Annotated in this window: 20 protein-coding genes; 9 read left to right on the top strand and 11 right to left on the bottom strand. The window is 50.7% G+C overall.

Annotated features, from left to right (window positions below; all coding sequences use genetic code 11):
* Positions 1–72 precede the first annotated feature (72 nt).
* The gene (locus tag V5N13_RS17130; protein WP_336361817.1) at positions 73–1,347 is read left to right on the top strand and encodes a site-specific integrase; all 1,275 of its coding nucleotides are present in this window, start codon (positions 73–75) and stop codon (positions 1,345–1,347) included.
* On the opposite strand, the gene V5N13_RS17125 is transcribed toward V5N13_RS17130, so the two are convergent.
* Both V5N13_RS17125 and V5N13_RS17120 read right to left on the bottom strand, forming a co-directional pair.
* On the bottom strand, positions 1,344–1,535 hold the full coding sequence (locus V5N13_RS17125) for a hypothetical protein (protein WP_336361816.1): 192 nt from the start codon (positions 1,533–1,535) through the stop codon (positions 1,344–1,346). The two genes, V5N13_RS17130 and V5N13_RS17125, sit on opposite strands and share 4 nt — an antisense overlap.
* A gap of 199 nt (positions 1,536–1,734) precedes the next feature.
* Complete coding sequence (locus V5N13_RS17120; RefSeq protein ID WP_336361815.1) at positions 1,735–2,067, bottom strand: PadR family transcriptional regulator; 333 nt, start codon at positions 2,065–2,067, stop codon at positions 1,735–1,737.
* Between the two features lie 452 nt (positions 2,068–2,519).
* On the opposite strand from V5N13_RS17120, the gene V5N13_RS17115 reads away from it, so the two are divergent.
* The 3 genes from V5N13_RS17115 to V5N13_RS17105 all read left to right on the top strand — a co-directional run bounded on the left by V5N13_RS17115 (position 2,520) and on the right by V5N13_RS17105 (position 4,877).
* Positions 2,520–2,774 (top strand): MarR family transcriptional regulator, encoded by a 255-nt coding sequence (locus V5N13_RS17115; RefSeq protein ID WP_336361814.1) that lies wholly within the window; start codon positions 2,520–2,522, stop codon positions 2,772–2,774.
* A gap of 211 nt (positions 2,775–2,985) precedes the next feature.
* A complete protein-coding gene (locus V5N13_RS17110) occupies positions 2,986–3,816 on the top strand; it encodes a hypothetical protein (protein ID WP_336361813.1) in 831 nt (276 codons plus the stop codon).
* A gap of 218 nt (positions 3,817–4,034) precedes the next feature.
* A complete protein-coding gene (locus V5N13_RS17105) occupies positions 4,035–4,877 on the top strand; it encodes a GNAT family N-acetyltransferase (RefSeq protein ID WP_336361812.1) in 843 nt (280 codons plus the stop codon).
* A 61-nt stretch (positions 4,878–4,938) separates the two neighbouring features.
* Here the strand turns inward: V5N13_RS17105 and V5N13_RS17100 are convergent, their stop codons facing one another.
* The 9 genes from V5N13_RS17100 to V5N13_RS17060 form a co-directional block, all read right to left on the bottom strand.
* Complete coding sequence (locus V5N13_RS17100) at positions 4,939–8,565, bottom strand: Eco57I restriction-modification methylase domain-containing protein (RefSeq protein ID WP_336361811.1); 3,627 nt, start codon at positions 8,563–8,565, stop codon at positions 4,939–4,941.
* A 921-nt stretch (positions 8,566–9,486) separates the two neighbouring features.
* On the bottom strand, positions 9,487–10,761 hold the full coding sequence (locus V5N13_RS17095; RefSeq protein ID WP_336361810.1) for a hypothetical protein: 1,275 nt from the start codon (positions 10,759–10,761) through the stop codon (positions 9,487–9,489).
* The gene (locus V5N13_RS17090; protein ID WP_336361809.1) at positions 10,751–11,149 is read right to left on the bottom strand and encodes a hypothetical protein; all 399 of its coding nucleotides are present in this window, start codon (positions 11,147–11,149) and stop codon (positions 10,751–10,753) included. Before V5N13_RS17090 ends, V5N13_RS17095 begins: the two co-directional genes overlap by 11 nt.
* Positions 11,146–11,655 (bottom strand): hypothetical protein, encoded by a 510-nt coding sequence (locus tag V5N13_RS17085; RefSeq protein ID WP_336361808.1) that lies wholly within the window; start codon positions 11,653–11,655, stop codon positions 11,146–11,148. The genes V5N13_RS17090 and V5N13_RS17085 overlap by 4 nt, the downstream gene beginning before the upstream one ends.
* Positions 11,656–11,736: 81 nt before the next feature.
* Positions 11,737–12,267, bottom strand: a complete 531-nt coding sequence (locus tag V5N13_RS17080; RefSeq protein WP_336361807.1) for a type II toxin-antitoxin system antitoxin SocA domain-containing protein — start codon at positions 12,265–12,267, stop codon at positions 11,737–11,739.
* 94 nt (positions 12,268–12,361) lie between these two features.
* Positions 12,362–12,718 (bottom strand): hypothetical protein, encoded by a 357-nt coding sequence (locus V5N13_RS17075; RefSeq protein ID WP_336361806.1) that lies wholly within the window; start codon positions 12,716–12,718, stop codon positions 12,362–12,364.
* A gap of 412 nt (positions 12,719–13,130) precedes the next feature.
* Positions 13,131–13,919 (bottom strand): DNA adenine methylase, encoded by a 789-nt coding sequence (locus V5N13_RS17070; RefSeq protein ID WP_336361805.1) that lies wholly within the window; start codon positions 13,917–13,919, stop codon positions 13,131–13,133.
* Positions 13,920–14,386: 467 nt separating this feature from the next.
* The gene (locus V5N13_RS17065) at positions 14,387–14,512 is read right to left on the bottom strand and encodes a hypothetical protein (protein WP_336361804.1); all 126 of its coding nucleotides are present in this window, start codon (positions 14,510–14,512) and stop codon (positions 14,387–14,389) included.
* A 529-nt stretch (positions 14,513–15,041) separates the two neighbouring features.
* Positions 15,042–15,533: a hypothetical protein gene (locus V5N13_RS17060; RefSeq protein WP_336361803.1), complete on the bottom strand. Its 492-nt coding sequence runs from the start codon at positions 15,531–15,533 to the stop codon at positions 15,042–15,044.
* 648 nt (positions 15,534–16,181) lie between these two features.
* Between V5N13_RS17060 and V5N13_RS17055 the strand changes: the two genes are divergently transcribed.
* From V5N13_RS17055 to V5N13_RS17035, 5 genes are read left to right on the top strand one after another with little or no spacing between them, the layout of a single operon-like run.
* Positions 16,182–17,699, top strand: a complete 1,518-nt coding sequence (locus V5N13_RS17055) for a hypothetical protein (RefSeq protein ID WP_336361802.1) — start codon at positions 16,182–16,184, stop codon at positions 17,697–17,699.
* A 4-nt stretch (positions 17,700–17,703) separates the two neighbouring features.
* On the top strand, positions 17,704–18,153 hold the full coding sequence (locus tag V5N13_RS17050; protein ID WP_332898744.1) for a hypothetical protein: 450 nt from the start codon (positions 17,704–17,706) through the stop codon (positions 18,151–18,153).
* Positions 18,154–18,205: 52 nt separating this feature from the next.
* The gene (locus V5N13_RS17045) at positions 18,206–18,595 is read left to right on the top strand and encodes a hypothetical protein (RefSeq protein ID WP_332898743.1); all 390 of its coding nucleotides are present in this window, start codon (positions 18,206–18,208) and stop codon (positions 18,593–18,595) included.
* On the top strand, positions 18,592–19,119 hold the full coding sequence (locus V5N13_RS17040; RefSeq protein WP_336361801.1) for a hypothetical protein: 528 nt from the start codon (positions 18,592–18,594) through the stop codon (positions 19,117–19,119). Before V5N13_RS17045 ends, V5N13_RS17040 begins: the two co-directional genes overlap by 4 nt.
* Complete coding sequence (locus tag V5N13_RS17035) at positions 19,116–19,388, top strand: hypothetical protein (RefSeq protein WP_336361800.1); 273 nt, start codon at positions 19,116–19,118, stop codon at positions 19,386–19,388. The genes V5N13_RS17040 and V5N13_RS17035 overlap by 4 nt, the downstream gene beginning before the upstream one ends.
* Positions 19,389–19,402 lie beyond the last annotated feature (14 nt).

Below are 19,402 nucleotides of genomic sequence, written 5' to 3'. Positions count from 1 at the left end.
AAGCCAAAGGAGGGACAAACAGCACTTGTCCACATCCGAGTATTTAATAGGGACATTTTCCTTGGTACTCTCATGGCCGACCCAGCCGCTGAGATTGAGCGCCTCAGAGACCGCATTGACAAGAGCCCAGACATCAACGAACCCGACCGAGAGGCACTCATCGCCTTCAGCGACGAGATGTACCTCCTCAAGACCGTCTACAGCGACCACCGCCACGTCAAACTCCTCCGCCACTGTACGCTCATGGCCGAAGAAGTCGGCGTGCTCGCAGACGCCCTCGAGAACAAGGACGCTGCAGAGGAGATCGTCCGCTGGATCAATCGAACCTACGACAACGAAGAGACCAATCGGGACTACCGAGTCGCACTCCGTGTGTTCGGTCGTCGAGCGAGCGACGAGAACGGCACTGAACCAACCGAGAGCATCGAGTGGATTCCGAGTGGTACCTCGAAGAACTACGACCCGGCGCCGAAGCCCGGCGACATGCTCCACTGGGAAGCCGACGTGCTCCCCATGGTCAAGCAGTGTCGTAACAGCCGTGACGCGGCGCTCATCGCGGTTGCGTGGGATTCGGGGGCACGGAGTGGCGAAATCAGAAACCTCGACGTGGGCGACGTCACAGACCACGAACACGGCCTGCAGATCACCGTCGATGGCAAAGTCGGTCGTCGCACCATCACGCTCATCCCATCCGTTCCGTACCTCCAACGCTGGCTGCAGGACCATCCAGGAAAGGACAACCCGTCCTGCCCGCTCTGGAGTAAGATTGGGAAGGCTGAGGGTATCAGCTACAATGCAGCGGCGAAGATCCTCCAGCGTGCAGCAGACCGGGCAGAGGTGCGTAAGCCGGTGACGTTCACGAACTTCCGGAAGTCGTCTGCGAGCTGGTTGGCGAGTCACGGCATCAATCAGGCGACCATCGAAGACCACCACGGGTGGAAGCGCGGCAGTCAGGTCGCCTCTCGCTACGTCTCGGTGTTCGGGAAGGCCGCAGACAACGAACTCGCTCGCATCCACGGCATCGACGTGTCGAAGGACGAGCCAGACCCGATTGCTCCCATCGAGTGCCCGCGGTGTAGTCGCGAGACGCCCCGTGAAGAGGAGTTCTGCGTGTGGTGCGGTCAGGCGACCGAGCCGGGTGCGGCCGAAACAATGCGCAAGCGCGAGGAACGCCTGCGGACGGCGGTCATGCGGCTCATCAGGGATGACCCCGGCTTGCTCGATGATGTCGAGCGTGCCCAAGACCTGTTGACGGTGCTTGAGGCGCGGCCGGACTTGGCTGATGATGCGTCTCGATTCCGGGCCGCGTTGGACGAGTGGGACGGCAGTGGCGGTCGCGGTCATTAGAGTTCGACCTCCTCGACGCGGTCGAGTTCTCTGCGGACTTCTTCGAAATCGCGCTTGCTGCCGTAGCGTTTGAGAACTGCGTAGGCGTAGGCGCGGACGTCCACGTTGCTGCCGTGGCGGAGGATGTGGACGAGGTCGTCTTTGTTTTCGCGGACGTAGGCTCGCCCGCGTTCGTAGCCCTCGGACATTATCGATCGCCTCCATCGCAATCCTCGCGATATGTTTCGAGCTGGGCTCTTACAGAACGGAGTTCGCGCAGAGCCCGCTTTTGACTGACCTGGTGTAAGGCGAGGGGAGCGTTCGTAACGACGTCCGCGTTCTCGTACTTCAGTCGCTCATCTGATTCAATTTCCTCGATGCGCTCATCAAGATACGCAAATACGTCACTCATGGCACCTGCACTCCGTGGAGTTTGGTTGCCTCCCAGTCGTGCTTGGCCGCGAGCACGCGGCGTGCGAGGTCGGTGAGTTCGTAGTAGTTGGTGCGCCGGTCGAGTGCGCCTTTTTCGAGGAGGCCGTCGTCTACGAGCTGGTCGAGGTTGGGGTAGAGGCGGCCGTGGTTGACCTCTGCGTGGTAGATGGCTTCGAGGTCGGCTTTGATGGCGAGTCCGTGGGGTGGTTCGTCGTAGTCGGCGACGACGTAGAGGATGTGTTCGCGGAACTGCGTGAGCGCCACCGCGATATCAAGTGGCGTCTGTTCGTCAGGGGTTTCGACACTCATGCGTTGACACCTCCGAGAATCGTGGAGAGAGTGGTTTGTGGCCCGTGCGTCGTCACTTGGTCGTCGTTCAACAGTAGAGACGGCATGTTCATTCCATTCTGATGGACTTTCCCGTAAAAGGAGACGTCCAAGTGGGGTGAGTGAAAGTGAAACTGGGTGGTTGGGTGCGTTGCAGTCGTCGTGCCGAGGCTTTTATGCCCCGAGTAGTGGTAGGCATTCATGCTTCCGTACCGTGATTACGGAGGCTTCCGCGGACCGATGGTGCAACATCGGGTCCGCATTTTCGTACTGGACCCAACAAGCAGTTAGGCCCGCGTGTAGCTTCCGTGAACAGTCAGTCTATAGAGTAAGATAATAAAACTATCCACTAATTAGTGAATTCAAATTACTAATTAGTAGTTTTACATTGACATATCGGTATCGTTAAAGATGCACTCAGAGTGGCCAAATTCATGCGCAAGCGTGCCGAGTGGATGACTCCATTTGACGACCAAATACTGGAGGTTCTCCACTCCTCACAGCTTGTTCTCTCACCCTCAATTATCGCCTTCAACTTAGAACGGTCTCGTGAAGGCGTCTCAAAACGTCTATCAGAGCTAACTTCTCACGGGCTGGTTGAGAAAATTGAGCGCGGGAAATACGAAATCTCAGGAAAAGGAGAGGCGTATCTTGCTGGCGACCTCGACGCCTCCGAGCTGAATGAGTGATTCTTAGATGCGTGTTGAGACGGCGACTCGACTGACGTTGCTTTTCGTGATGGCATTCCTCGTGCTTGCTGTGCTGTTCTTCACGTTGGTATTTACACAGGTTTAGATTTGAACTTAGAGATTTCTGGCATTTACTTTTCAGGCTGAGATGAGTGGAGAAATGAAGCAATGTGGCTCAAAGCTATCGTTCAATAACTCGTCAAGTTAGGTAATGAACCCAAAAAGTGAGTTTAGAGAAAGTTGGTGGGTGATTCTTATCGGGTTTATTATTTTAGTTGGAATCTCAATTGCGCTTGTACTTCCATATTTCACGCGGTATTCAGCCAATACTTGGATTGACGTAACTAGTACAATAATGTCACTTCTTCTATCGCTCGGCCTCCTTTTCGTTTATACTCGGCTGCTGGATGTTGCGGTTGAACAAAAAGGAGAGATAAGCGAGCAGAACAAGTTGCAGAAAAAGATCGTGAGTATCCAAACGAATCAGCAACTCTCAATGGATGCAAATCACAAGCCTGCTATTCAAATTCTTGACTGGGAGTGCGAATACATTGATGGGGTTGACGTTATTGAAATTGAATTAGCGAATAAAGGAAATGGACTTTCAAAAAATATTCAAGTCGAATGTGAAATTTCGGTAGAGATAGATGAGGGAGAACACTCATTCTATATGCCAATTAAAGATTATTTACGCTATCCCAGTCCAACCGGCCCACGCCCGTTCAAATCACCAGTACAACCCCCTTCATCAGGTGGCAAAATTGGGAGCGGTGCAATTTTGGAGGCAGGTAAAACATCAAAGTTCAATGCAGAGCTCCAGTATGCCATTGACGAATTCGACGACGAATCTAAAGAAATATTTCTATTGGGTACTTCCACAACTGAAGAAATATTGAATGAGATTGACCCATCTGAGACATTGCTTGTGAAAATATTACTATTCCATGATGATATACTTGGAAACACAGAGGTTGAGACCGTGTTCTCAGGTAAATTAGAACGTCAAGGTGAAAGTAACCTCACTGAATTACTTTCAAAATAGACATCCATTCGCGCAAATTGTTACTTTGTCTTTCCAGCGTTACTCAAGATTGAGTTTCACGTCGTTGTTCAAAGTTTGTTGAACTCGGTCTGGTGTAGGAACCAGCTGTCCACCTTAACATGGACGCGTTTTAAATCAATTTGCATTGCTCAGAACTAACCGTTCAATAAATCTGCGGACACAACATTACTCGTCTACAAAAAAGTTACACCAGCCCAATGAATGAGTTCTATATGGGAATTCTAAATGGAACCAAGAAATTCGGGTCGGGTAATCCGACCACCACACAAGTACCTGCGGTTAGGTGTCCAGATTGCGGGGAGACTGTCTTTACTGAGTCGTTCGGCGAGGTGACTTGTGAGACCTGCGAAAACAGCTTCCATGTTAGTGGTCATTTCGGAGAGACGTGTACAGCTGTGGTGTGCGATGCGTGCGGAACCGACATCTCCTTCATCCAAGAGAATCGCATTCGAATTGTTGACTGGGAAACGTATTATTGTAGTAAGTGCCACCAAATTCTTGCAGTTCAGACTGAGGACGGGCCGCAATCGATTAAGAACATGCTTTCCACCGACTGGGTGTTAAATGATCGGTCAGTGGAGTCCATAGCAATCACATTTGGTGATAATTATTGGATGAAGCAAACAGAGACGAACCGCGAGCAGTTTGCAACCGATTTGCTCAATCTTGAGGCTCGGGCGAAAGATTCCAGTTTCAACGCGTATAGTCCGGACAGTACGAACGCCTATCTCTGCTTTACCGAAGACTATTGTGTTGGTTATATAACTTGGAATTTAAAGAAGGACCATCCTGAACTCGGACAATTATATATTCTCCCAGAGTTCCGGCGACGAGGTATCGGCTCCGGATTCGTTGAAGCATGGCGAAATGATGTTACTGGAGGTGACTCACATTTCCTCGTCAATAATCCAAATGCGGATATGTTTCGTCTTCTCCACAGTCTGGGTATGGTTGATGTGACTGACGAAGGTCCTGAGTTTCACGGGTTTGATTGGAGTGGCAATTGGCTAGACTTTCCCGATGAATGGAACTCTGTCTAAGGTTCATTGATATCGAGGCTCATTTCACCTTAGATTCCCAGCTTGAATCGACACTTCAGTTTTAGCGAACCTTGGCGTCTAACGGGTTCTCCGGCTTGTCAACGCGCTCGAGAATTAACTCGCGATGCTCTTCACTGAAACCATACAGCTCAAACACTGCCTCGTTCAACTCCTCCTCCAACTTCCCACCAGTCTTGACATCCGCTTCAGTGCGCTCTGCGGCCGCCTCGAGCGCGTCCACAACGGCGAACAGCTCTTCCTCAGAGGACGGAACATCAAGTTCTTTGAGGTCACTTCCCGCTTTCACCTCTAGCAACTGTATCAACGTCGCAAACGCTTCAGCGACGTTTTCGTTGACGAACTCGATTGTATCCTGCACGTTCAACCGAATGGTCGTTCCGTCGATATTCGGGGAGACATCTGCGTCTCCACCACTTAAATTCATAGACTCGATGTACCCTGCAAACGACATTGATGACCTGTCGACGTCCTCAAGCTCGAACACCAGCTCTGGAGTTGCAACAATCTCTTTGGCCTCCTGATAGCCCTTCGAGAGCTCTTTCAAATCAGTCGCAGCATCCACTACCGTCTGAACTACACTATCATCAGCCTCAGCCGGGTCAGGAATCGGAATTTTGAACAGATAGCTGGTGATGTACCGCAAATAGTCGTTCCCATACTGCGGGGCTGTTCGGCGCATATAGAACTGCACCGGGTCACTATTCAGTACTCCGACTAAGTAGTCAGATGCCAGTTCCTCGCTGAACATTACATAGGTACTGTTCAGAGAGTAGAAATCGCCGTCTTCGTCGTTGAAGAAGTTGTTATAGTAGCAAATGTCCGGCGTGACGACCTTGTTCTTGTCGAAAACGCCAGGGCGGTATTCAGCCAGCTCATACCACTTGCGCCGGTTGTCGGTAACACAGTAGCGTTCTTCGAGTCCGTCTCTGTTATCTTCCAGGTATTCTCTTGCTCCATCGAGTTCGTCCAGATTTGTGTCCGGGGTAGTGTACAGAATGTACTTGTTCATCGCGTTGGTGTGCCAACGAACAACGTCACGGCCACCAAGCGTGGGATGGACGACCTCATCTTCGATGCCATATTCCTCGATGGTCGCTTCGTCGATGACGAAAATGTCGTTCGATCCGGTCTGTACACCGTTATTCGCGACAGACCCGTCGTATTCTCCGAACTCACGAGCGGCGTCTTCCATTGCCTCCATCACTTCGTGCTCATCCTGAGGAATGAATTGCCACTCATCAGCAGCCAACAACATTGAGGCCTTCATTGGGTACACCTGTAAGGGTGGTTGAGATACTTTCGCATCAGGAGCCAGCTCGGTAATGCGCTTCATCAACTCCTCATTAGTGGGTGGTGTGCCCCCGGGTGTCTTTGGCATGCTTGCGCGAATCAGCTCGGCAATCTTCCCACCTTCTTTCTCACGTTCACGTGCATCAGAACTACTCCTATCTCCGTTCGCCCCGTTCAACGCGGTTTGAGTGATCTCCGGGAGTTCCTCGGTTACTCCGGCGTATGTGAAGGAGTAGTCTTCCTTGAGTTCGAAATCATCCGACGACCGGAATGGGGAGTTCTTGTTGATTCTATCCCCAATAAAGATCATCGGATACGACTGCACACCCTCGAATACGCTCACATCACCGAAGTTGATGATTTCGTTGATGTGGTAATTCTGAAGGAGATAGTCCTGGATTTTCGCTCCGTAGCGGTTCTCGGTGAACTTGTTGCTGATAATGAAACCAAGGGTGCCGTCTTCGGCCAGCCACTGCGCAGCCCGCTCCATGAACAGGATGTAGATGTCGTAATTGTAGTGCGCAGTGTCGTACTCGTCGTATTCATCTCTCGCGGGGCCTTTCGGGATGTTTTGGATGCGAACGTACGGCGGGTTTCCAACAACAAACCCGTAGTCTTCACGCATTTTCACGCTCGCCGCCTGCTTGCGCTCTTCACGGTATTGGCGTTGCAGTTCACTGCTGTACATCGCTGTCAGGCTTTCTTGTGTTTCGGCGCGCAGGCTGTCTGTCCGGTAGATGTGGAATCGGTCGAGCGTGTAGTCTGGGTTGTCGTCCTTGACCTCTTTATAAAGGTCAATCACTTGGAACAGAAGATTCAGCTCTGCGATATGGCAAGCGAACGGGTTCAAGTCGAGCCCGTGAATGCGTTCTTGGACGATTTCAATCGCATCTCGCGGTGGAACACCTTTTTTGTCTAGCCGTTCAAGCAAGCGCTTCGCTGCTCTGACGAGGAACGTTCCTGAACCACATGCCGGATCGATGAGGTCGTATTGTTCCTTCTCAAGTTGCTTGTCCGTGGTATATCCGACGCTGTCGAGTATCAGGTCAACAACGGCGACAGGGGTGTAGAATTCTCCGAGTGCCTTCCGTTCTTCTGGCGGCAAGTGTTCTTGATACAGGTGTCCCAGAACATCCCGATCGACATTTTCGAAGTCGTAGTGGTTTAGGTGCCAAAGTGTGCGCTGAAGGACATTGTCGAGTTCTGAATCGGACTGAATGCCCCAGTCGAACAACCGACGGGAGTACAGATAGTCGTAGACCTCGCTAAGTTCTTCAGACGCAGTTTCGAACAGATCGATGTAGTCACGATCGACGTATCTGGTGTAGTCGTCCCAGAACTCGAAATACCGGTGTACTCCGCCGTTTGACACCATCTGGTTGACGAGATCCTTGTCCTCAGCAATACGGATAAGGAGAATTTTGTTCAACTGGACGTAAACACTCTCCCGACAGAACACCTCCTTGTTTTCGTCCTCCTCGTTGTCCTGGCGATTCGATAGTCTGACCCAAGTTTCGTAGTCAGAATGGAACTGATTGTAGATCTCGTAGTCGTCCTTCAGCTCGGCCAGTTTATCCTCTAACTCCGCGATTTCCGTGTCATCGTGCCCGCTCTCCTCGAGGCGCTCTATCTGTTCCTCAAGTTCTGAGCGTTCGCGTTCGAACTCCTCGTAGCGACTCTCGAACTTATCGAAGGCCGATAGAGTGTACGGGAAAAGGTAGTCTTCGAGACACAGCCGAAGCGTATCGATTAGATTGTCGAACCCGTCGTCGTTGTCAACATCCTGGCGACTGCCGAGGGTGAAATCACTGTACCGATCTGCATGCGTGACTTCCTCTTTCCGCAACCGGAACAACCGTTTAACTCTCTGCTTTTCGTCGAGCGACAGTTCATCGCTGATCGCACCGCCACTGACTCGGTTACAAATCCCTTCAAACGGTATTTTTGTGACGAGTTTCGCGCTCACGTCGTGGCACGTGATTGCGTCTGGGTTCGACCCGTCGCACCGTTCGTAGACGTGCATCGAGTCGACATTGGTACTGATCAGGTACCGCGCGTACGGGGTCTCGGAAGCATACCGGAATACCTGGTCAATGCCTTTGTCAACATTAACACCCCTTCGTTTACCCTCCACGATTACGACAGGGTTCCGGTCTTCGTCGAAGAACCGGACGTCGTTCCAGTCGTCTTCCTGCTGGTAGTCGGATTTCTCCCACCCGAGCGCCTCGATAAAGAGGTGATCGACGACGCGCGGCATCAAGTCGTGTTCTGCACGTTCACCTTCTTCGATTTCGCTGTAGAGGTCGCTGTACTCACTGATGACAGTTTCAACGAAATCATCTCGAGATCCAACCGTCGGTGAGGGAGATTCAGACATATTGATTGAATTGGTTATTTTCTGCTCATTGTGATGTTATCATACTTTCCCTATGAGCGTCGGATCAGGTCTCTGTCTCCGAGTCCAGAACAGTCACCGGCCCAATATCACCCTCGAACAGCCCTATAGATTCGGTGACCGCATCCCAAAATTGCTCATCCTTCTCACTTGATCTACCCAGTAGACATCATCCAGCCACATTTCATACGGTTTCTCTGCGCGACGATAGTCGTTCACTCGGCAATAAATTCGTTCCTCGCTCGGCGTTTTGATCCGAACGACAGTTGCATCGTCCATCGCACGCTCACAAGGCTGACAGCAATGCCGCTGGTACTCACTCCGAGACAAAAACACGTGCTGTACTTTGCTTCGGATCTCGTAAAGGTGACGTCCTCGCAGACATGGTTCGTCGCCATGACCAGATAGAGCTGCTCGACGAGTATGCGCCCGAACTCACTGAGATTGTGGAGAAGACGGCTTCGAAGACCTCGACGAAGAAGACGACGACTTCCAACAGCGACGGAAATTGGATTGGCGCGGTATTCCTCGCGTTTCTCGCAGAGGTTGGTGGCTTCTATTCTTGCTTGACCCGACTGCCGTCCCTGCGGTTACCGAGGGGATGGCAGGGGGCATTCTGTTCTTCGCGATGATTGCAATGCCTATTGCGGTCTTTCTCGACTCACTTGACCAGCACAAGAGTGGGGCGAGTTACAAGCCGAACCGTGTTATCTGGCCGATATTCGCAATGATGGTTCCAGTGATTGCGCCGTGTTCTATTTGTCCGTCGGTTTCAGTGAGGTCAGTAGTAATTTTTCAGAATAATTTGGAAGGAGATAGGTCTGTGGTTAGGGGTTGAAATTATCTGAACTGGGAGGCACTCGTGAAGTTTCGCTAATAAAATACTTGTGTGTTTACTTAGATTCAGGTTTGTAATTGGATTGCTTCTTCCATTTTTTCTTCAAAAACATCGGGGTGATTTTTAATAAATAATTGTATCCCATCCCTCCATTTTTTCAGGTGAGAGACATTCTTGTTTGTCTTTCTTTTTGATAGTAAATTATCATATGTGTCATAGCACTCATTTAATTCTTCAAGGAGAGGTTCTAACTCATTTGAGAGAATTAGCTCCTTATGCCCCTTCTTCGTTTTAATAAAATGATTTTTCAAAAAATCATGATCTTCGCCTAATCGATAAAGGTCATCCCAGCTAGTGAGTTGGCTAAAGGTTGGTGTGTCTGCACCTCCCTCTTTTGCGATGTCAATCGCATCAGGAATGCTCAGGAAATCCTTTACTGGATCGAAATAGAATCGTTGGAGATTCCCTCCTCCTCCCGAATAATTCTCAGTCTTTTCAGCACTGGATTCACGGAAATATGTCCCGTAGGAAGTTCCCCTTAGTCCAAAAAAGAACAATAAGTTTGAAAAATAATTGCCGAACAGGAAATGAGGTCGCACTCCACCAGTCGAAACTTTTGCTACTAAATCTATCGCATTGAAATAATCAGTAACGTTTGCTTCGGTTTTATCGAAATCGTCGATCCACAGGAATACCTCTGCTAATTCAAATTCTTTTACCAATTCAGAAATTGCATTTCTAGCATTTGCATCTCTAAGAAATTCCATTGTGATGTGTATACATGGTTTGACCGGTAAGTCACAATAATCAATAGAATGGGAGATGATCTCCTTGTTTATCGCCAGCTCTTCATAATTATGAACCTTTGTATACCATGGGATAATGGCACGAGGATACAAATTTGAGGTGTCGATAATTTCATACTTCCCGACGTTCTCCTCTACCGAATTCGCTACGAAAGACTGTTGGAAATCACAGACCGATTCAATTGCTCCAATTCGATCTGTTCGGTCTAATTCTTGGTAAATAATATTCTTCTCGTCGCCTTGCAACAGAGTAAACGGGTAACCTAATTCAGCAACCAGTTTTGAATGCCACGCTTTCAGAGAATCATCTGCATTTCGAAAATTTCGGCCCCTTCTAAACTGTGATGCTGTTGGGTCAATGTAGTATTCTACCCCATCATCCTCAATTAAATTCTTTAATAACGCAGTGACCGCTTTTTTGCCTCCAGAAAGTAAGTGAGAGGGTAGAATTAATGAGTCATAGTCATCAGTTCTGTTTTCGACTTGTGTCCTATCTGCAAAGGTCACATACTGGAGTGAATTTTCAAATTTCATTGTGGGATTCTACTATATTTTTTACTTTTTTTCGAGCGTATGAGTTAGGCGTATTTTTCATAGGCGTAGAAACAACCTCGACATCCTCATCTATAGCAAGTAGACCTATTGAAGTCTCGTCTACCCGTTCTATTAAACCTTCGGTTAGATTTGATTTCCAAACTGACAAATATGAGTGGTCGACGTAGGCGGTATTCCGTTCTGCCTGAGCTAATCCTCGTCCAAAATCCTTGGTTTTCAACTCAATCGAGATTACGTTTGTCCCATCGTAGCCAATAATGTCGATAGGTATTGAGTATACGAGCTGCTCCGTTGCAAATTTAATTTTGTTCTCATTCAAAAATTCAACTATAATTCCCAATTGGTATTTTTCAGATATGTATGTCATATTTCTCGTACTCGTTCATGTTCATCAGCATACTTGCCCAATCGTTCCTGCTTTCTAAGAAGTTTCATAACTAAGTAGATTAGAATTATAAAAAATATCGTTCCAGTATAACAAAGAATGATAAGAAAGATGATTTTCTCATCGGAAATCGGGCTACCTGAATACAGATATCCTATGATAGCTGTATCTATACATAGACTGAATATTACACCACCTATCCTCCTACGATACTTTACAATACTTTTATAATCGCTTTCAAGTTGGTTGAGTAGACTAGCTTGATCCCCTATTCTTTCTGTTGCCTCTCGAATATACATCGTATACGGGATCTCTTTTCCGATATCTTCATCCCTCGTCGAGTTCCCCTCATTCTCAGTCTGGCTTAGTAACTTGCTCAATTCCACTTCTTTCTCTAACTCGCAAACAAGATTACCAATTTCGGGTATACAATTATTCTTCCAGACAAACGTCCTTCCCTCTCTCAGATTTGATTTGTGGTGCTCCATCCCCCTTCGTGGAAAAATAATCAATCCAATACCAAGTATAGATATTGGAACCAAAATTGTCGCGAGAAGCTGGATCATTCGTTAGCCGAGTACTTGTTCTTTAATCTCAGAGCGGGAGGTCATTTCCGGATATGTAGTATAGACATATTCTAGAAGGTGCATTAGAGACATTTCATTGTACTTGGACAACATCTCATTTAATTCTTCTACTTCATTTTCTTCAAGAACATTTACTAATTCACGTGCGATTTTCTTTCCTTTATCTGTCATCCGAAATTGTTTGTTCGAAAGTCCCTCAGATCCTTCTTCGGAATTAGTATATTTGCTAATTTCGTAGGAGTCGCTTGCAGTATGCTCTAATGGCTCCTGCTCAATTGCTCCAATATTTTGGAGAAACTCCACCTCTTCATATACCTTTGGAGAGAATGGACCCATCTTATAGGCATCAAAGTCGAAAGAGATGTCTTGTTTGTATTTCTCTCCAAAAGCAGATTCTTTTTCCATTAAGAATAGTAATTTTTGAACTTTCGTAATACCGGCTATTTCACCTGAAAGATAGAATAGAATGAAAGCAGCATCAGTTGGCCTATCAATGTTATCAATTTTAGCCATCTCTATTCCCTCACTAAACTAAGAGAGGAACTACGAACGTGGTAAGTTTTACTGTAGGAGTAGATAGTATCCATATTTAATAATTCCACTACTGTCATTTGGTTTTCCCATATTTCCATTCAAATTGCTCATCACCAAGCATCCGAATTCCATCCGCTGAAGAATGAACACCACTCAGAACAAGTTCAGCCTCTTCTCGAATACGACTTTCTTCGACAGCGTCCAACGGAACGGCAATCACAGATTGCGTTTCAGACAGCAAGTAGATTGCTCGGAGACCACCAGTGGCCAGTCCAAGGAACTCAATACTCCCAATCTCTCGAGCTGGCCGAATTAACGCTTTAGCAACTCGATTCGGTGAGACGACCCCGGTGTACTCTGCAGTGTTGGCAAGGGCGTTCACGAGGCCATCCTGATCACGACGGTCGGCCTGGTGGAGTGAAGAACTCATAGCAGAATATCTCAGTGTAATACAAAAGAGATCAGCCACGCGGGCAGTGTGAAAGTGAAAGTAGAGCAGGCAGAGAGAATATCGGGTCTCTTAGTGCGATTCGTATTCCCCAGATGCGTATCGAAGCTTTACCTCATCCCGTTTCAACTGCGTGTGCGTCTTCCGATCATGGAGTTCGTAGAATACGCCATCAATATCGAACGTTCGCGCACACGTGGAACACCAGAAGTGATGGTTTGTCGGCTCCCAACTGGCATGTCCGCGAGGACACAGGTAGCGCCAGCGGTCGAGATTATCCTCGAGGTTGACGGTCTGTTTTGTCATCACTCGATTGCTGAGGGAGGAGGCCCTCTTAGTCCGCATCCAAGCATGGGGAGTGGAAGTGAAACTGTAGTTCGCGTGAATCTCTGAATTACGCAGTTGGGTCGAAGTTGAAGAGTAGTCGCTCAACCGCGTCCTTGGCCTCACCACTCTTTCCGTTGTTGATGAATCGCTTTTCGCCATCGCGAGTCACCGAGAATAGTCCATCAATGTCGTCTGGGAGCTTTTCGTATGAGCAGATCGCGTCCCCCTCAAGGTCACAAAGAGATTCGACCAACCTATCGTGGTTGATTACCCCAGCAGGATAGTAATCTTCTTTCCCAACGTAGGGCGGGTCGAGATAGAACACTGTCTCCGCACTATCGTACTTCTCAAGCACGTCACGCCAATCTAAATTTTCGATTATCACTGCATCAAATCGGCCAGCGAACGCCTGGAGCTTGTCAATCTTGTTCGAGTAAGATTGTGCCCGACTATTCACTTTGCTCGTGGCAAACCCGCTATTGGAGGAGTAGCTTGCACCCCACTGTGAGTATCTGAGATAGAAGAACCGACCTGCCCGCTCAACATCATCGATTGGCCGATAGCCCCGATAGTAGTATTGCGCCCATTCAGAATGCAGTTGCCGCGAATAGGGAACCTGATGCAGCCACTCTACGAGCTCGTCTGGCTGCTCGCGAAGGACTGTGAAGAATTGAACGAGATCTTCGTCGACGTCGTTATAGACCTCAACGCCGGAACAATCGGGGTCTTTGTTGGCCAGGACGCCCGCAGCGCCGCCAAACACTTCGACGAACGTGCGGTGCTCAGGGACGTAGTCGAGTATCCACGATGCGAAGCGCGATTTACCACCCGGGTACGGGAAGACTGCCTGTGGCATGGACTGCTGGTTTCTGGGGGACTAGAAAAGTGGCGGTCTATAGGGGAGAGTGAAACTGAAAGTATCTCAATTTCAGAAACCCCTCCAATATTAGTGCCATAAATGATGTGTCGCTCCACACCCAGCACATTGGATGATTGAACGGACACCCGTGGTCATGTATTGTTTTTCATAGCTATCTTTCCACGTGGCTGACCCACAATTGTCACAAGTAAGTTCATATTCGGCCATTGAATAGTATATTGAAATAGTATTATATATTTGTCATGGTGGGGAGATGAGTGTTTCCGAGAATGAACTATTCTCGCACCCTCAAAACCAAAATCCGAACTGACTCGTCCTAAGTCACACCCAATTCACTACCACCGAAGCAGTTTTGTTTCCGGGAATAGCCGACAAGCCAGAGAAACCGGAAACCCATGCAAATCAGACCATACCCAACCAAAGACGGCCGTCGAGTCTGGCTCTCACGCGACGACCAACACCAACTCCTCAATGTCTATCGAGACGAACGCCCCCGAAGACACCTTGCGCTCCAACTTGGGCTTCATGGACTTCGCAGCGACGAAGTCCGAACTGTTGCCCGTGAACACTTCCGGTCCCTTGAAGGTGAAGACGCCGACCAGTGGAAGCTCATCATCCCCGATGGGAAAACAGGAATGAGAGAATGCCCCGTTTCAGTCGACGTTCGTCGAACCGCTACGCTCCTCTCGAATGCAGCTGGTCTTCGAAAAGATGAACCGCTCCTCGGTGTCACCACCAAGACTCTCAGGAACTGGATTCAAGAAGCTCGAGAGTCTGTCGCTGAGCAAACAACTAATCCACGAGAACAGGGCCTCTGGCACGACGTTGGAATGCACGATCTCCGGAGAACCTGGGCCACGGATACCTACTACAGTTTAGCGTTCTCTGGCGTGCCCATCGCAGAGCAACTCACTATGGGTTGGGGCGGATGGGCGATGACTGCTAGTGGTCGAGAGACATTCAGAGAGAACTACCTGGGGCCTGAACCCGACCACATCGCCCGAGACGCAATGACATACTTGTCGTATCTGAAATAGGGGTGTGAGAATGGAATCTGGAAAAATCAATTCCCCGGAAATCAAATAATTTGGGAGTCCCTCATGATTTCAATATGAAGTAAGCTCCTACTAGGACTACAGCTGTCTGAACTGGTGCATCCAGAATCAAATGACCAATGGGGTCGTTAGCTGTTCGTTTATCTCTGTGAACCTTGTAATGATCCTCGTACACCTTAACATGAATTTCGCTGTTGTCAGGAAGTGGGAGTCGATAGTCTGCACGTTGGCCAACAGGCCATCCTAAACCAAGATTGAAACCCGCTGATTCAGGGTGATCGATGTTCTCACTAACTAAGAATTCTTTCTGAAAGCCCTCTTGCCAGATTTGATAACCTACAATATTCCAATCCGTTAGCTGAGTGTTGCAAGATGGACAGTAACCATTGTACTTTGTATCAACAGTTTGGATGCAAGCAAAACAAATTGCTTTGGTTGGCCAGCCTTGCTCACAATCACACGCAGGGCATCGATTTTCTAAAAATGGAATGTCCAATGAACAATTAGTGCAATAATGATTATGATTTTGAATCATTACGACTGGTTCCGCTATTCTAGATATATAAGGTTTTGGGGTGTGGGGGCCTTCATTCAGCCTAAATAAGTTTGTTATGTGACGACAACTAATTAATATTGTAATAGTTTAATTGAAATAATTAGAATTACTGAATTGAAGATATCCATCCCTTCTTAATTCTCATCCAATTATACAGTCGTCTTGCCCCAACAATCTCAGTCGCCACTCGCCATCGCCTTCGTGTCGAACATGTACCGACTGTCCCTCCACAATCTCTCCATCCTCATCGACGAGTCCTTCGAGCCGAAGATCGTCTTTTGACAAACTCACGTAACCAGACCCATCGATTGCTCTGAGTTTTCGAATCGCCATTGACAGCAGTCCGTCGATACACCCCTACATAAGCCTTGGTGGAGTAGTAGGGTAACCCGCCTACAGAGTGGCTATTTTCCTGACAGTTATCCCGAGAGGTAGCGACGCGGTCGGTATCGGGCGCGCGCGAAACAGGCGTCCGGTATCGACTATGACTCAGCAAACTCACGGCCCCGAGAGGCCGCACAGCAGTGACGTACTACTATGGTGGGATTGTCGAGGGAGGGTTCAGACGCGGCACCAGGCACCACCACCAGATCAAGGAGCGCTCTCGCCTGAAACGAGAGTTCATTCATGAAATTCAAATTCAATTCACAAACAGCGCTCGCAGTGCTGCTTGCCGCGATCCTGCTCGCCGTCCCCGTAGCCGGCGCAGTCGTCGGCGGCGTCAACTGGAGCGCAGACGCAGCACCCGCACCCGAACACCACTACGACGTCACCAAATCCGTCCACAAAATGGACTGGGGCGTCACAGACGAAGACGCACGAAAATACGAAAACGACGAAGGCGACGTCGTCAAGATGGAAGCGCAGGTCAACCAATCAAGCGACCTGCTCAACCCCTACAGCTTCACCGCCACACACGTCAACGACTCCGACTGGGGCGCATTCCCCCACGAAGAAGAGAACGTGAGCGCGCTCGACGCAGGCGAATGGAGCGTCGACAACGCCGGCGCAACCAGCGGCAGCGGCAACGCCGCCGCCAACGTCGAAGTCGCCCCCGACGTTGACGCCATTCGGTTCCAGACCGACGGTGCAATGGCCGGCGGCGACACCGTCGTCTACACGTTCTCGAACTTCTCGGTCACGAGTGACGAGAACAAGCGCTTCATGCAGGTTGGCATGGACATCGACACGCTCGACTCGGGCACTATCGTTGAGGTAGCCGTCATCGACGAAGACGGCGACGAAAAAGTCGGTGAAGTCAACACCTCCCGGTCGAGTGGCGAGGACTTCATCGCCAACGCAACGGGCGACGGCTACGTCTTCCAGCGCCAACTCGGCGAGATGACGACCGTGGCGAACGGCGACGGTACCTTCGACAACATCGAGAGTGTCGAAGTTCGGGTCATCGACGGCGACGCAGACATCTCGGTCTCGCTGCTCAACCTCGAAAAACTCAGCAAGTACCAGCTGGGCATCGAGAAGTACGAGAACGCAGACGAAGACATCAAAACCCGCGAAATCTACGAGGTCAAAACCGCAGGAGCGATTTCGGTTCACTCGCTGTCGACGCTCGGCTCGTGGGCGGACGACGCAGAAATCCGCGACCTCACCTTCTCTGCCATCGGCACCGCCGACCTCACCGGAGATGAGGACATTATGGCCGAGTTCGAACAGACCGACAAGTACCCTGGCTACCACGGCACCGCAACGATCTACGTGCGGATGGGGCCAGAAGACTCCTACGACCTGAGCTACGCGAACGCAGAGTTCGTCGAAGAACAACAGGTCACCGAAGACCGCATCATCTCGGTGGAACTCGCCGAAGGCGTGAGCGAGGACACTGAACTCGAAAACATCTCTGACTCCGAGTGGTCGGACAAGACCTCGCTCTACACGGGCGAAGGAACGAACGTCACGCTCGACTCGACGATTCAGCCCGGCTCGCTCCACGTCGTGAAGTACGAGCTGAAACTCGACGAAGAGCAGTTCATGGCGCTGCAGCAGAGTCAGTCTGCGGGTGGCTTCCAAGAGGATGGTGGCCTGCTGGCGGGCTTCATGAACTGGATCATGGCCGGATTCGCAACGATTGCGGGCTCGCTGGCCGTGCTCACGAAGTTCGGCAAATCAGACGACACGGGGGCATAGGCCGATGGCATCTGACGACCCGCGGCTGAACAAAGCCCTGTCCTACTTCACCACAGCGGACGACCGCTGGGAGACGTTTGGCGAGGCGTTCGTCGGGATTCTCGGCGGCCTCATGCTCGCGGTTGGCGCGGGCTTTGCGGCTGGCATCGACGCAGTCACGGGCTTTTTCACGGGCCTCATCGACGCCTTCGGGCTCGGCGGGGTGACGTGGATTAACGCCATCACCACCGCACCAGCTGGCTTCATCGGGCAAGCATTCGACAGCGCGGCACGGTCGATAGACACGGGGGCGTTCGCGGAACTCGGCCCGTTCCTGCCGTGGATTGCCACGCTTGTCTCGATCGGCGTCGTCTCCATCGTCGCCTGGTACCTGGATCGCCGCGATTCAGACGTCCCAGGATTGGGAATCGACCTGCCGTTCATCGGCAACGATTCGGACGGCGAGGAGGACTAACCCATGGCTGGCTGGCGAACCGCGCCCGACGCTGCGATTTTGGGGGTAACTCATGGTCAATAGCCAAGACGCAGCTCAGGGAGGGATTGACAAGACCACGCTTGCAGAGCGGTTCGTCGAGGACGAAACAAAACTCAGGTGGGCGAAGATTGCGACGGCCGTTGCGAGCAGCATTCTCGCGGTCATCGTCGGCGGCTACATCCGCATTGTTGAGTCGCTTGTTGGCGTCCAAGTGTGGGCTGTCTCCGGCTTCGGAGAGTTCCTCGCGACGCTCGTGCGTGAGTCACTCGGTGGCTCTGCCGCGCTCGTCATTGAGTCGTGGCAAGTCGGCTTCGTCGAGGCGACACAGACCGGTCCGTTTGCGCCGCTCGTACTCACAGCTGAAGCCATCGTCATCCTCTCCGTGATTGCATTGCTGTGGGAGCGGAGGCCGTACGCATGAGCACGAGCCCGGACGGCTCGTTCGACGGCGGGGACGGCGACGACGCGAATTTTCAGGGCGCAGGCACCAGCGACGGCGACGACTCACCGGCGACTGTCACCGAGAGTGCGGTCGATTGGGACAGCCTCGCGGGCGTTCCTGGCGAACTCAAGAAGTTCGCGAAGAACCCCAAGACGTTCATTCTCGGGACGGTCATCGTCTGGCTCGTTAAAACGCTCATCATCACGCCCACGCAGTACACGATCGCGTTCATCGACCTCGCGTTTCAGAAGGTCGAGGACATGATCGGGATGTCACTCGACTCGGTGGGCCTTGGTCTTGCGCCCGTCGCGACAGCGGTCACCTCAATTCCGTCGATGATTCTCGGCTCAATGCGCGGCGGTCTCGTGAACCTCGGCCTTGGGGCTCCCCTTGCAGGGACGCTCGCCGCAGTCGTGGTCGCGTTCGTCTTCGGCGCGCTCGTGGTCGTTGTCTTGCGTGTGGTGGCAGACGTCGTGCCCGGTCTCGGAGGGTTGATTCGATGACAAGGAATCGCCTGCTCGCAACCGTGGGCGGGACGCTGCTGTCCATCGGTGGGGGCGCGTGGTTCCTCCTGACTGGTCTGCTCGATCCGTCGTTTCTGGCACACCCGAGCCTGTACTATCCAGCCGTTAGCTTGTTCAGCAAATACATCGGGCCGAAACTGCTGCCGGGGGTGCCGTGGGACGGCATCTTTCTGATGGCAGCGGTGGTGATGTTCGGCTCAATGCTCGTCGGATTAGACAAAAAACGAAAGAAGCGAAACAACTCATGACACAGAATAATCGA

Source organism: Haladaptatus sp. ZSTT2 (genome assembly GCF_037081775.1).
Taxonomy (GTDB): domain Archaea; phylum Halobacteriota; class Halobacteria; order Halobacteriales; family Halococcaceae; genus QDMS2.
This window is presented reverse-complemented; position numbering and strand designations above follow the sequence as displayed.